Origin of the sequence: Salinibacterium xinjiangense (genome assembly GCF_014645015.1) — a bacterium.
Lineage (GTDB): Bacteria > Actinomycetota > Actinomycetes > Actinomycetales > Microbacteriaceae > Rhodoglobus > Rhodoglobus xinjiangensis.
The window spans coordinates 315,965-329,060 of the sequence record NZ_BMLC01000003.1 but is presented as its reverse complement, the minus strand read 5'-3'; the positions used below and the strand labels follow the sequence as shown (position 1 = coordinate 329,060).

Genomic DNA, 13,096 nt, shown 5'->3' with positions numbered 1-13,096 from the left:
CGGTCTAGAACTCCTCTGCCCTCCTCGGCGCTAGACTCTCCAGCACCGACGCCGTCAGCGGATTCACCATCGGGTGATGTTCGATGTAGTGCAGCTTTGTCACTTCCTCGCTCGCATGGCCGAGCATCTCGGCCGCGAGCGCAGAACCGGAACCGCGAGCAAGCGTCGTGGCAACAGTTCTGCGGAAGGTGTGTGGTGTCACCAACGACAGATCCAACCCCCGGAGGTGAGGGGAGCCATCACGCACAGTCCTCCACTGCCGCCTGACATTATTCGGCCACAACGCTGTGCCCTCCCGGGATCGAAACAGCAATGTCGTGGGCGCCATCTCCCCCATCGATGCCAACTGTCGCCTCAACGCCTCCGCAGCAAACTCAGGGATGGCGACCATACGAGACTGGCGTGCTTTCTTTGGATGATCCTGACGAAAGAGCCCATCCTTCTTGGTGTTCACCAACGTCCCGGCGATGACGACTACCGCAGGGGTTGTCGTCACATCGACATCGCAGACCCTCAAGGCCAGTACCTCACCGATGCGCATCGATGTCCCGAGGAGCACCTCGATGATGGTCGCAAGCTGCCCATCCGGGCGCGGACCAAGAACAGACTCCCCCGTCCGCCATTCAGCGATCGCGGTGCGAAGAGCATGCAGTTCATCGACGGTGAGAGCCCGCGGAGTCAGATCCGACTTAGGGAGCCGACCAGCGTCACGAACGGGGTTGGATAACACCGCATCATGTCTGGTCGCCAACCCCATCATCAGGGACAGGACCACCCGGCCATGCTTGCCCTTGGAAATCCCATCGCGGGACAACCTCTTCAACGCCGAATCCACCCTGCCGACCGTGAGCTCACGGAGCCGGAACTCACCGAGCAGCGGAAGAACGAGGTTCTTCGTGTCCCTCTCGTACAGTTCTACCGTCGTCTGATTCAGGCGCCGCTCTGCCCGAACCTCGTCAAGCCAGAAAGTAGCGAGATCCCTGAGCTTCGTCTCCCCCGTCAGAGCAGCGTCCCCGACGGGGATGATGCGCTCCGCGATTCGCTCGCGCAGCGCATTCTCAGCGCCAGAGATACTGGAGCCGGAGGCCTCGATGGGGCGGGTAACTCCATCTAAGTCGCGCAGGCGGGTCTTGGCCACATACTTGCTGCCCTCCTTGGCGGTCGTGACCTTGCCATAGGTGCCAACGGCGTGCGCCTGGCGGCCCATCAGCGCTGAGCCCGAGCGTCGAGCCAGGCCTCGACAGCGGCAGGGCGCCAACGAAGCTGATTCCCGACCTTGATAGCCGGCGGACCGGTGCGCTTCAGACGCCAGTCATAAAGGGTTTTAGGGCTGACGCCCAGGTAGTCGGCGAGGGTGTCTACGGAGAAGAGGCGCTCAAGTGGCGCGTGGAGGGTTGAGATGTTCACGAAAGGGTATGTGCGCGGCAGAACTCGGAATCTCTCCGGAATCGGGGACATTCTTATCAAGAGGTCGACCGAAGCGGATCTAGTGGGTTGTCGTCACTTCGGTAGTCAGAACTCGAGAATGCCCCGATTCTCCATGACACGACCACCTGAGGATCGCGTCTCATCACGGTTTTAGGTTCAGCGAACTTTGGCGTGAGATAGGGAGACTGCTGGGTTGCTTCACTAACGCAGCTGCGGGCAACATCGGGTGGGCATCTCTGCACTCTAGGGCGCGACGGCAGATCATTCGTCGGGTTGGAGAACGAGGGATGGAGCCGATCAAATACGTTCCGCCGACACCATCACCCCCTCCCGTCGATGAAGGGAGAATCGGTGGAGGGAAAACGAGTTAGAAATCGCAGCCGATAGCTAGCCCCAAACCTGGTCAGATTGCCCGTGATGCTCAGGGTCAACCTGCGGCTCACGTTCCAGCTTGTCCGGCCGGTCCACAAGCACAATGCTTACGCCCGTGAACTCTCCGTGACCGTCACTGACGTCGATCGTGATCACCGCGGACACGTGGGCAGAAGTCGAGGTCGAGAAATAGTGATCATTCAGATCGCCGATCAGATCCAGATCGTCGTGATTTGCGCTGAAGTAATCGCTCTTGTAGGTCGCACCTTCGATTGACACGATGACATCAGCTCTTCCTGTGACGGTCTCTGCAGTGGTCTCCTCGAAGACGAACTCCGTCTCGAGGTCAATCGCATCGATAGTGGCGCTTTCCATCGCTGGCACTTGAAAGTTCACGAAGGCCGGATAGTCGTATTCCCCGCCGTAGACCATCTGCTCTGAGATCTCTTCACTGACAAGCGACTCGAGCGTGTCGCTCGCCACCCGGACGAGTTCGGCATGACGCGCGACCTCTGAAGCGCGCGCACGAAGCAGGAAGGCCCGTGACTGCTTTTCCTTGAGCAATTCGACACGCTCTGCCTCGGCATCAGTCGACGCCACAGTCGCGGCCGCTCGCGCTGCCCCCTCGTCGGTCGCCACGGCGACCTTGGCTGTCGCCGCCTCGGCTTCCGCCTCGAGCGCGTTGTCCTCGGCAACGGCTGTGTTGATGGCCTCCACCACGTCGGAGAGGGAGTCGACAACTACGACACGAGCACGGTCAATGGTGCGTTGGTCTAGGTCCCGCTGCAGGTCGTGGTGAAGCTCCGGATTGCTCGCATCTCTGTCTAAGAATCCCGCATCCTGTGTGACGAAATACACCAAGCCCGCTGTGTCGTCTGACTCAAGAATTGCCAGGAGCGTCTCCCAGATCACGGCGTCGCGGAAACCGAAGGACTTCTTCCTGCCGCTGTCGGTCTCCATGAAGGGACGCTGCCGTCGAAGATCACGCTCAACGAGCGAGAGAGTGACGTCTTTCGGGACCGGCGCGGAAGTAATACCTTCACGCGCGAGCAATGCGCCACGGTTCGTGCTGATCTTGTCGAGGAGCTTATCGAAAGCTCCCGCGATCTCGTCCAGATCGATTGCGGAACTCACGTCGCTAAGCGCTGCCCTCGCTTTATCTTTCTTTGATCGCAGCGACTCGCGGTCGTGCCGCTCGAGTTCGTCGAGAACGACTTCAGGCAGCGCCACTCGGCATGAGCCCGCTGCGGCGAGATCGGCAAGTCTCTCTCCCTGGACGGAACAGATCCACCCGGACCCGAAGAGTGAGTTGGAGTCCGGGACGACGGTGATCATGAGTCCATGATGGTCTATTCAGACGTTTGAGTGGTTCTGCGGGCAGAAGCCGCGGACGACCCGACGCAATGTGACGATGCGGCCGCGCCAAGCCGATTACCGGAGCTACTGCCGGATAAAGAGCGCCGATCGCTTGGGGGAACGTCGGTGCTGCTGCCTTCCAAGTCAGGCTGCCCCACGAAAACCGTGAAGATGTTTTGTCGCGCGCTGAACAGCACCCCGACGACGTCCAGTCAGCACCGAAACGGTTCCGACCCGCCAAACCTGATTAAAATGCAGTCAACTGAGTAGTCGCAGACTCATGATGGCCAAAAACGGGAGAATGGCCAAATGGCTTGGGCCACGGTCCATGATCAATCCCCTAATTGCATTTCGGCGAAAGGGTTACGTCGCCATGTGGCGCTGAGGACCGATTCTTCCGACGCGGGTATCCGCGGTGCCGGAGTGGCTGCCCCGATGAGCGCGGCGGCGAGCCGCGCGCAACCTTCGGCGATTTGGCTCGGGAGAGCGCGCTCCGCTGTTGACGAAAGCGCCGCGTCAATCTTGTTGTTGACGTCGGTCTTGTGGCCGGGTGCGAGATGTCCCTGATATTCACCGATGCGCTCGTTGAATGCGTGCCAGCGAACGGGAGCCAGGGAGCCTGTGTTGTCACGGAGCACTTTCTCACCGAACATGAACTCCATGGAGACTGCTCGGCCGTTGACGTTCTCGACGCCGTCGCCCGTCGGCCCAAGCGTCGGATAGTTTTTCGCGTATGACACCTCAGGCAGACAGATAACGACGACCTGCAGCGGGAGTTGAAGGCCAGCGAGCTGAGCTTTGGCGTCCCTACCCGCAGTGTCGTTATCCAGGACGGCGATGACACGGTTCATGACGCCGGCGGCGGCCATGCCTTTGGTCAGAGACACGACTCGATCAGTACCGCCTGGGGGGCGGAGGTCGAAGTCGAGAAATGTGAAGACGTGGGCCACATGCGGCGATGAGATTTCGATCGAACGCTGGAGGCGCCGGGCGTCGCTCGCTCCCTCGGTGATCACGATCACGGGTCCGTCTGCCCCGACAGCGGCTGCCATTCGTAGGCGCGCCTCGCGATGTGGGGTCTCGGAAGCTTCCATCCACCCTCCCAACACAAGGTCCGTGAGGTCGAGTTCTACTCGGGTGGCGCTTCGAGCGTTGCTCAGTGAGAGTGCTAGCGCGAACCTCGGGTCGTCGAAGGCTTCATGCAGCTCGCCCCATTTTTCATGTAAGAAGGCTTCCCTGGGTTGAGTTCGGCGATCCGGAGGGATGCCCGCGCCCGCCCTCATGCCCGACCGCGTGGCCAGTGCCGCCGCAATGGCGTCGCCATTGGGAAACAACCCCCGAAGGTTTCCCCCCTCGTCCCGCCACTCGTCCTCTTGATCGTCGAAGTAGGCGGCGGTGAGTCGACGCACCCATTGCGTCGAGAACCCCTGAAGCTGCAGGCGCTGGCGAAGGGCGCCTGCGTTTGATGAATACCCCATCAAGTCCGTGCGCCGGGACGCAGATGGATCATCGGTGTCGATGCTCGAGGGCTCATCGTCTTCCAGCGCTTCCAGTTTTGCTGCGCTCACATGAAAGTCATCATCGTTGAACAGCAGCATCAGGTCGTCACCAACGTAATTCTTGCCCCAAATGGGTGCGGCCCGCCCACCGATCTCGATATTCCACCATGAACCCATTCGCCGACCCTAGCGAACATGACAACGGTGAGCGACGCGGGTTCCGCACTGGAGGCTGCAGCTCGACCTGTGGCCCACAATGGTCGAATGGACGAGATCGCGGACGAGGTGCGCGCAGTGCGCGTCGACATAGCCCAGAAGGCGTTCACCATAGGGCAGTTGGTGGATCTAGACACGCCGGCACTCGGGATGGAGATCCTTCGCGCGATGCACGAGTCGGGCAAAGAGTCATGGAGTGCGCCGAATATGGCCGCACACGCGCATGCAAGCGTCAATTCCAGCCAGCCCAGGGTGGCCGGCCGGCCGTTGCACCAGCTAGGTTCCCTGATTCCCTCCGTGATCAGCGAAGGCATGAGTTGGCTCATCGCCGGCGGATTGCTTGGCCCAGCTGCGTGGAGCTCAGGTGCGGGATCTGAATGGACGATTAGCAACGCCGGTCGTTCCGCACTAGAAGCAGGAACGTCGCTCCATGTCGAAGCCCGACGCAAACTGAGCCAGGGACTGCATCCACGTCTGCGTGACGCCGCCCTCAACAACTTCGAGCGAGGCAACTACGAAGTAGCAGTCTTCGCCGCAATGAAGGAAGTCGAGGTTGCGCTCCGTGAAGCGGCGGGATTCGGACCCGACAAGTACGGCCGACAGCTTGTCACCGACGCTCTTCGGCTCGGCACGGGCTCTTTCGTCATCTCTGCAGAAACCCCCGCGGAGCAGGAAGGATTTCTTCAACTGTTCCTCGGGGCTGTGACAGCATTCAAGAACCCGAGCTCTCACCGCACGGTCGAGTACAGCGACCCGGATGAAGCTGCAGACATCGTGCACCTGGCCGATCTACTTCTCCGAGTCATCGACAGAGAAGTCGCCAACCGAGCCGCCGCCGCAGCGGACAGTGACGACGCGCGCGCGTAGCGGCCACTACCCGAGCCACATCCGAATCAGTGCACCCATCGCCGTGGGAACGTCCGTGCTATTGCCGTCCGAGTCGGGCTGCCCCAAGATGATCGCATCGCCAAAAAGCGCCCCGCGGAAGCGCAACTCGGGCACGAACGCCCACCAAAGAGCAGTCGGAGCGCGATCGTGTCGTAGTGGATCCAGGCCCGAGCAGCGATGGGAACGGGCGTGCGCTTCAAAGGCAGCCGGTCGAGTTTTAGCTCACTCTTGGTCAAGCTTGCCGGCTGTCGGTCACGCATGATCGCGTCGGTGTTGACGGACATTCGCTTATCGATGGCGTCGGCGCAGCGCTTGTTCGTGCCCAACAGGTACCTCTTGGCGTATCGCGGGAGACAGGTTTATCCTTTTGATACTCGAACATACTTTCGGACCTCAGGACTCGTGAATATGAGCACGGCGCACGCGCACCGTCCATCAAACGGAGCTCAAAAGTACTTTGCGAAACTCAGAATGGTGATTCGGATGAATAGTTTCCCCAAAGCGCGTTTGAGACCGGGCCGGTGAAATAAGAACGTCCCCTTTCCGCAGCACTCCCAAGTCGAGCTGTCTAGGTGATCCGGCGCACTGCCCACGCTGTATCCGGTCCGTTCTTGCCCTGGCACATTATGCGGGTATTGATCTCGCCTGATCACGATCCCGAGGTCACGGACTTCGATTCCATTATTCGTGATCATCCAGTCTTCTTCCACCATTTCGAGCACGGGGGTATCGGTCACCCACCCCTCGGGGCTTCCGCTTCGACTCCAGGTCGCTTCCTGTGTGGCTTCACTAAAGTTTTTGAAAAACGCCATCGGCGAAAGAGGACCAGTTCGTCTCGCCTCTCCGCGACGAATCATCATCTGCCGAATCTCCGCAAAGACCTGGACGGCATCATCATCCTCGTCCCAGACGACGCTTTCGTCCTCCATCCCTATGACGCTCAGACGAAGGAGCGGCACGTCCTCGCTGTTCCAGTTGTCCTCGTCGAACATCGCGTACTCGATCGCAATGCGCGGAGCGTCAAACCCCTCGCCCGCAGGTACGGTTATTCGTCCGCTCCTTCCGGTCCAAGAGTGGCGGTCGAGCGCGTTTATGCCACTCGCCGCGTCCATAACATCCAAGATTGTGCGACGGTCAATCGTGTCGGTCAAGGCTGCAAAACTGCGGGCCCGATCTTGCGTCTCCGCGTTCGCGCGGGCTCGAAGTTGTTCATCCAGATCGAGAAGTCGGCTCTCGAGGACTGCCGTGCGTTCGGTCAACTGAGCGTTCTCCTGTCGCACCGACTAGCTTTCGGCTCGGGCCGCTGCGGCCTCCGCGCGAATCGGACCGGCGGCCCTCTCCGCGGCTCGTTCCGCCGTCGTTACCAGTGCGCGCTCAAACAGCACGAGAGCCGCAGCGAGCAGGAGAGAAGTTCCGATATTGACTGCTACGCCTGAGGCGTAGTTCTGATCGATCGCATCGGTGACAATGAAGCCTCGAGCGAAAACGTATCCCGCGGCAATAACGGCGAGGCCCTCAACAGTCAGAAGACCAGCTAGCCACCAGCGAATCCTTGGCCGCGATGGAGCTGATCCCGCGATTTCCGACATGACGCCGAGCGTACCCAATGCGACAAGATCGCGTGCGCCTTCTCGTGTGAGTACGTCGGCCCGCAGTGCAGTTCAGTCGGGGACTCAGTCGAGACTGAAAAGCCATCGGATCGGCCTTCTAGAAACTTTTACGAGCCAAATGTGATCCACTCAGTACTGTCGGGATGTCAGACTTCGCTCGTACAGAGTTCTAATCACGTTTGGGGGGTCAATGCGTATTGAGTCGGTCACTCTGCGTAATTTTCAAGCGTTTGGTCCCGAGCCCGTGACAATCGCGCTAGCGACAGATCTCACTGCCCTGATCGGCACCAACGGGACCGGAAAAACGTCCGCCTGCCGCGCACTACAGCGCGTCTTTGGGGTCACCAATGACGAGCGGACGGTGCGCGTGGACGACTTCCATGTCGCTGAAGGTGACGAGGAGGCCACAACGCGTGAGCTCCAACTCGAGGTGATGCTCTCATTTCGGGAGCTTGATAGTGACGCTCAAGCTGTTGGCGTGCCGGAATTCTTTCGTCGGATGGCCGCCGAAGAAGACGGACACCTGAAGTGCCGCGTGGTGTTGCAATCGACCTGGACGCAAGACGGGACAGTTGATGGAGCGATTGAAACGCGGATACTCGCAGTTTCCGTGCTACGCGGACCCTTTGATGCCACTCATTCTCATGTCCTACTAGCTTCCGAACGATCACGCGTCCAGGTGATCTACGTGCCGGCAGCTCGAGACGGTGCAAGGCAATTCGCATCTTTCCTTCGCGGACGGCTCTGGAACGCGGCCAGGTGGTCGGAGGCGTTGCGGGAGAAAGTATCTGCCGCGTCGACGGATCTAGACGCGGCATTTCACGCGGAGCCGCCTCTGCAGGAGATCGAGAATGCACTAACCCGTCGATGGGCGTCCCTGCATGGCTCGGGAGTTCACTCGCAACCGAGATTCAGGCCAATCGCGCCGGACTTTGAGCAGTTCTTACGCAACACGGAACTCACGTTCTCCCCTGACCACACCACTGCATCGAGGCCGGCAACTGCGCTCTCCGATGGGCAACGGTCCTTGTTACACCTGTCATTGGTTTCGTCAGCGCTCGAGCTGGAAGCGAGTGTAGGAGCGCCCGGATCACAGCTGCCGTTCGATGCAGAAAGCGCATACCTTCCAGCGCTCACAATCGTTTTGGTCGAAGAACCAGAGAATAGTCTCGCTCCGTTCTATCTATCGCGCATCGTTCAAGAACTGCTTGAGCTAGGTCAGTCAGCTCGAGGGCAGGTTGTTATCTCGAGTCATTCAGCCGCCGCCCTTACGCGGGTCGACCCAGCAAAGGTTCGCCACTTTCGGACTGACGGCGGCTCGGCAAGAGTTCGCGCGCTGACTCTTCCGGTCGCCGCTGACGACGCCGCGACGTACCTTCGAGAAGCGGTCCAAGCTCACCCTGAGATCTATTTCGCAAAGTATGTCGTCTTGGGCGAAGGTGCTTCAGAAGAAATCGTCCTTCCCATCATCGCGCGTGCGATTGGAGTCGATTTTGATCCAGCCTTCATCGCCATGGTCCCACTGGGTGGGCGCCACACCCACCATTTTTGGCGACTCCTTAACGATCTGGGCATACCGCACGCAACACTGCTCGACCTCGACCTCGGACGAGCCGGAGGCGGTGCGGGCCGCCTACGCACCGCGGTCAAGAATCTCGAAGCGCTGCAAGTCGACGCTCTTGTGAACCTCCCCGACCTGTCGTCGTCTGATGACATCACCGACGAACTGAATAGCGACATCATCCAGCTTGTCGCGATCATTGAGGCCTTGAAACGTTTGGGTGTCTTCTTCTCGGTTGCGTTGGACCTTGATATGTCGCTTCTCAACAAGTTCCCCGACGCCTACAAGGTGCTCGAACCGGGAGAGCGCGGCCCGGGCACGGCAGACCCTTTTGACGCGGTGCTCGGCTCCGGTCAGGCCTCGAACACCGACTGGCACTGGCGCCCAGTTGCTGATGACGACAGAGAACGCAAACTTGATGATCTCCGTTGGTACCGCTACCTGTTTACGAACCGTTCCAAGCCCGGTACGCACATCAAGGCCATGAGCAGGATCCCTCATGCCGACTTCGATCAAGCGCCCCCGTCGCTCCTGGAGCTCGTCGAAAGAGTTCGTAGCGCAGTGCAACCATGACCGGGTCAACATTGCGTTTAGTCTCGCCCGAGCTGTGGACACCGACCGGAGTCGCTCGCCTCGAGCAGGCAGCCATGGATGCCCTCCGCGCACCAGGCAACGTCTATGTTGCGGCTGGTCCCGGGTCGGGTAAGACCGAGTTTCTCGCGCAGAAGGCCGCGTACCTCCTCCAGACTGGGGAATGCTCTCAGCCATCGAGCATTCTCGCTATCTCTTTCAAACGGGACGCTGCGAAGAATCTCGCGAGACGCGTTGAGGAACGGGTTCCCCAGCACAACGGACGCTTCGTATCCCTGACCTTCGACGCGTTCACAAAGGGCTTAGTCGACCGTTTCGGAACCGCGCTCCCGCCCGCATGGAGAATGCAGCCGAATGGCTATGACCTGACATTCTGGACCGCTACCGAGATCGGGAACGTCTTGGCAGAGCTGCAGGCCGCTGCGCCGTCGGATCGACAGATGGCCTTCTTTGGGCTCGGAGGTCGCTTCCTCATGGACAATTTAGGCGTCTTCCCGCTCCCAATAAACGGCTTCGACCAAGATTCCGCCGACTATCCAATCCAGGCCTGGTGGGACAGACATGTGGAATCACCGCAACGCCCCCGAGTCGATTTCACGATGCTCAATCGTTTAGCAGAGGTGCTCGTTCGGCGAAATCCCTCCATCGCTCGAGCACTCCGAACCACTTACCCCTTTGTGTTCATCGACGAGTTTCAAGACACGACGGGCGCGCAGATCACGTTCCTTGAGTCGCTCTTTGCCGGACAAGCGACACGCGTCACAGCGGTCGGGGATCGAAAGCAGAGGATCATGCGTTTCGCCGGCGCTGTGGATGACGCAATGGTCCGATTCGAGAGCGTGTTCAATGCCTCCCACCATGACCTCTTGAGTAACTTCCGATCGTCACCCGATCTGGTTCACCTTCAGCACCGAGTCGCGAGCGAGATTGAGCCAGGCATACCTGCCGCGATTTCACAAGCTCGAGCGGACGCGGGCGTGGCAGCGACAATCTGGAGTTTCCAGGACGAGCGAACGCAAGCCATGCAAATCGCCGCGTGGATCAAGTCCGACATCATCGCGTCTGGTCGTAAAGCAAGCGACTTCTCCCTCCTCGCCAAACAGAAGATTGTGGCCTTTGAATCGGATCTGACAACTGCTCTGTCGGCGCATGGAATCGCACTTCGAAATGACGACGCCCGGTACGCGCGAATTGCGTTGCAGGACATACTGAAGCACGAAGCAACAGTCCTCGCTCTTGCATTTCTTCGCTTGTCAATTGAGCCGAATGGCAACGGGGCGCTGTGGACCGAGACACTCGATACGTTGGTGCCAGTCATCGCCCCAAGCCATGAAGACATCGCAATTCGGCGGGCGGCGGATCTACTTTCATCGGCGACATCGGACATGCGTGCCTGGATGGCCGCAAACCCTCTCGGCTCAGTCTCGGGTCAGGTCTTCTTTGATCGCTCCATCGACACACTCGGGAGATCGGCACTCGAGTCCCAGTTCTCGGGGCAGTTTGGCTCCGAGACGCTTAGTGAAGTAATGGCTGGCCTTGCCGAGCGTGCTGACGCGGTAGTAGGCGCAACCTCGAGTTGGCAGGAACTCCTCATCGCAATTTCCGCCGAAGACGCGGTCTCACTAATGACGATTCACCGCAGCAAAGGCTTGGAGTACCACACCGTCTTCGTCTTGGGACTAGACGACAATCAGTGGTGGTCCTACGCGCGTGAAGCGCAAGAGACAACGTCAGCATTCTTCGTCGCGCTATCCCGCGCAAAACAGCGCCTCATCATCAGCCGAGCGACTAATTACGCCGGGGGAACCAACACGGGAAGGTTCTACGAGCTCCTTCATGAGGCCGGGGTACTCGAGTCGAGCCCCCAGACCTTTGCATCGTCGTAGCCTGAGCGCTCTGGACATGTAGTCAGAGACGCAACCAGTAAGTAGAAAGGCCCCGCGCAAAGCGGGGCCTTTCTACTTACTGGTTGCGGTGACAGGATTTGAACCTGCGACCTCTGGGTTATGAGCCCAAGGAATCGCTCTGCGAAAGGATTCCGGCGCTGCTGAAATCGGGTGATTGCTCATAGCGTGCGTGACAAGATCATCGCGAAGTTTGATAAAGCTCACGACTTCGCAGGACCGGGAATTCAAAGTGTTGGTTTTATGTTGGTTTTTTAGTCCGCCCCTGAAAAGCCCAAAGAAAAAGCCCCGAACTTCCGCAGAAATCCGGGGCACATTGTCGGGCTGACAGGATTTGAACCTGCGACCCCCTGACCCCCAGTCAGGTGCGCTACCAAGCTGCGCTACAGCCCGCGACAACTTGAGAAGCTTAGCCTGTTCTGGCGCCCTGAGAAATTCATCCGGCGCCTGGTGGTGATGAGATGGTCTGCCCATAAAAAACAATGTCCACAACGTAAACTTCGGGGCCGGCCGGGATGCGCGCGACACGTCCCGAGTTCGTCGGCAGGATTTTTCTGATCGACAGCTCCATCACTACCGAGAACATCACAGCCGACACTGCTCCCGATACAGCAGGCACACCCGGATCGTCATCAACCTGATGCTGGTTGCGACGCACGTCATTATCCCGAATGAGACGGTTATCGGGGTAGCTGACGATGTCGGTTGTCATCGCGACCACCGGCTTCCTGATGCGGCGGCTCGACACCCGTACCGCACGCCTGCACCATGGATCAGCTCGCCGACGTGGCGGGAACAGCCCTCTTCATCGCCTTGCACGCCATCGGAGTCGTCACGACTACAAGTAACGTTGCGGGTTTCTCTGTGCCGCAGCCAGGTGCCTCCGATGGCGCGACGTGCGCCCGTGGGCCGCTAAGCGCCCTAGCGCAGGCTGACCAGTTGGAGGGCGAGGGAATCCACCCGCGCAGCGATGAGGGCGTTCTCGGCCCAGCGCTGTTGGAGGCGGATGACCACATCGTCGAGGGCCCGCTGATCCAGCCCCGGCTGGAGTGACAACTGCACGATCAGCTCCGGCCCGGCCAGCCTCGCGCCCGGGTCACCGGGGGCGAGCTGCACCGCTGCCACCGCGGGCTCGAGCTCGGCGGCATCCATGAATGCCGACAGCACCTCGGTATCGAGGTAGCTGGGAAGCCATGGCTGCGTTTGGACGAGCGCCCAGAGAGCCGGACGTCGCAAGGCGAACTCGGTGACGCTCGTCGGGTCGAGCACGACGAGATCCGTGTTCTCACTCGCCGCCGCCAGCGCCACCCGCAACGCCGTGGCTGGCACGGGCCGCGCTTTCGGGTTCCACGCCGTCATTGCCGCGACGGAGGTGAACGCCGGCAGCACACTGCGGCCGTCAGGGCCCATCACCGTCACGATCGACAGCTCCTGGCTCTTGTCGATGGCGAGACCGTGATCGTTGGTGCCCAGCTCCCCCGCGACGGCGACCAGCGGGATCAGCAATCGCGAGTCCCGAAGGGCATCCACGACATCGGCCTCCCCCACCTCCCCGGCACGAAAGCGACGGATAGCCTCCACGAGAAGCTCCGGCGCAGAACCGTCGTCGTCAGAACCAGAGCTGTGGCCAAAACTTCGGCCAGCCCACGGCACACCAGCCGAATCGCTCAT

11 protein-coding genes and 1 tRNA gene are annotated in these 13,096 nt (G+C 60.1%); 3 read left to right on the top strand and 9 right to left on the bottom strand.

From position 1 onward, the window contains the following. Positions 1-4 precede the first annotated feature (4 nt). The 4 genes from IEW81_RS11750 to IEW81_RS11735 form a co-directional block, all read right to left on the bottom strand. On the bottom strand, positions 5-1,207 hold the full coding sequence (locus tag IEW81_RS11750; protein ID WP_097061159.1) for a tyrosine-type recombinase/integrase: 1,203 nt from the start codon (positions 1,205-1,207) through the stop codon (positions 5-7). Beyond that, positions 1,207-1,407 carry a helix-turn-helix transcriptional regulator gene (locus IEW81_RS11745; protein WP_218840036.1) on the bottom strand — a complete coding sequence of 67 codons (201 nt, stop codon included), beginning with the start codon at positions 1,405-1,407 and terminating at the stop codon, positions 1,207-1,209. Before IEW81_RS11745 ends, IEW81_RS11750 begins: the two co-directional genes overlap by 1 nt. Before the next feature lie 408 nt (positions 1,408-1,815). Then, entirely contained in the window at positions 1,816-3,135 is a 1,320-nt protein-coding gene (locus tag IEW81_RS11740; RefSeq protein WP_097061161.1) for a PIN domain-containing protein, read from the bottom strand. Positions 3,136-3,488: 353 nt separating this feature from the next. Further along, positions 3,489-4,832 (bottom strand): HEPN/Toprim-associated domain-containing protein, encoded by a 1,344-nt coding sequence (locus IEW81_RS11735; RefSeq protein WP_097061162.1) that lies wholly within the window; start codon positions 4,830-4,832, stop codon positions 3,489-3,491. Positions 4,833-4,850: 18 nt separating this feature from the next. Between IEW81_RS11735 and IEW81_RS11730 the strand changes: the two genes are divergently transcribed. Further along, positions 4,851-5,738: a TIGR02391 family protein gene (locus tag IEW81_RS11730; protein ID WP_097061163.1), complete on the top strand. Its 888-nt coding sequence runs from the start codon at positions 4,851-4,853 to the stop codon at positions 5,736-5,738. A gap of 467 nt (positions 5,739-6,205) precedes the next feature. Here IEW81_RS11730 and IEW81_RS11725 read toward each other — a convergent pair whose 3' ends face one another. Further along, positions 6,206-7,018 (bottom strand): hypothetical protein, encoded by an 813-nt coding sequence (locus IEW81_RS11725; protein ID WP_143544699.1) that lies wholly within the window; start codon positions 7,016-7,018, stop codon positions 6,206-6,208. A 24-nt stretch (positions 7,019-7,042) separates the two neighbouring features. Further along, positions 7,043-7,348, bottom strand: a complete 306-nt coding sequence (locus IEW81_RS11720; RefSeq protein ID WP_097061165.1) for a hypothetical protein — start codon at positions 7,346-7,348, stop codon at positions 7,043-7,045. A gap of 211 nt (positions 7,349-7,559) precedes the next feature. On the opposite strand from IEW81_RS11720, the gene IEW81_RS11715 reads away from it, so the two are divergent. Together IEW81_RS11715 and IEW81_RS11710 are read left to right on the top strand one after the other, a co-directional pair. Beyond that, on the top strand, positions 7,560-9,503 hold the full coding sequence (locus tag IEW81_RS11715) for an ATP-dependent nuclease (protein ID WP_097061166.1): 1,944 nt from the start codon (positions 7,560-7,562) through the stop codon (positions 9,501-9,503). Beyond that, positions 9,500-11,407 carry a UvrD-helicase domain-containing protein gene (locus IEW81_RS11710; protein ID WP_097061167.1) on the top strand — a complete coding sequence of 636 codons (1,908 nt, stop codon included), beginning with the start codon at positions 9,500-9,502 and terminating at the stop codon, positions 11,405-11,407. The genes IEW81_RS11715 and IEW81_RS11710 overlap by 4 nt, the downstream gene beginning before the upstream one ends. 337 nt (positions 11,408-11,744) lie before the next feature. Here IEW81_RS11710 and IEW81_RS11705 read toward each other — a convergent pair. The 3 genes from IEW81_RS11705 to IEW81_RS11695 form a co-directional block, all read right to left on the bottom strand. Further along, positions 11,745-11,818, bottom strand: a tRNA-Pro gene (locus IEW81_RS11705). 43 nt (positions 11,819-11,861) lie between these two features. After that, positions 11,862-12,137 (bottom strand): hypothetical protein, encoded by a 276-nt coding sequence (locus tag IEW81_RS11700; RefSeq protein ID WP_143544700.1) that lies wholly within the window; start codon positions 12,135-12,137, stop codon positions 11,862-11,864. Between the two features lie 209 nt (positions 12,138-12,346). Continuing rightward, positions 12,347-13,096 carry an SseB family protein gene (locus IEW81_RS11695; RefSeq protein WP_097061169.1) on the bottom strand — a complete coding sequence of 250 codons (750 nt, stop codon included), beginning with the start codon at positions 13,094-13,096 and terminating at the stop codon, positions 12,347-12,349.

Bases quoted from the DNA above. Each gene is read 5' to 3' on its own strand.
- IEW81_RS11740 (WP_097061161.1), bottom strand. From the start codon at position 3,135: ATGATCACCGTCGTCCCGGACTCCAACTCACTCTTCGGGTCCGGGTGG.
- IEW81_RS11750 (WP_097061159.1), bottom strand. From the start codon at position 1,207: ATGGGCCGCCAGGCGCACGCCGTTGGCACCTATGGCAAGGTCACGACC.
- IEW81_RS11695 (WP_097061169.1), bottom strand. From the start codon at position 13,096: ATGAGCGATTCGGCTGGTGTGCCGTGGGCTGGCCGAAGTTTTGGCCAC.
- IEW81_RS11715 (WP_097061166.1), top strand. From the start codon at position 7,560: ATGCGTATTGAGTCGGTCACTCTGCGTAATTTTCAAGCGTTTGGTCCC.
- IEW81_RS11735 (WP_097061162.1), bottom strand. From the start codon at position 4,832: ATGGGTTCATGGTGGAATATCGAGATCGGTGGGCGGGCCGCACCCATT.
- IEW81_RS11730 (WP_097061163.1), top strand. From the start codon at position 4,851: ATGACAACGGTGAGCGACGCGGGTTCCGCACTGGAGGCTGCAGCTCGA.
- IEW81_RS11700 (WP_143544700.1), bottom strand. From the start codon at position 12,137: ATGACAACCGACATCGTCAGCTACCCCGATAACCGTCTCATTCGGGAT.
- IEW81_RS11710 (WP_097061167.1), top strand. From the start codon at position 9,500: ATGACCGGGTCAACATTGCGTTTAGTCTCGCCCGAGCTGTGGACACCG.
- IEW81_RS11720 (WP_097061165.1), bottom strand. From the start codon at position 7,348: ATGTCGGAAATCGCGGGATCAGCTCCATCGCGGCCAAGGATTCGCTGG.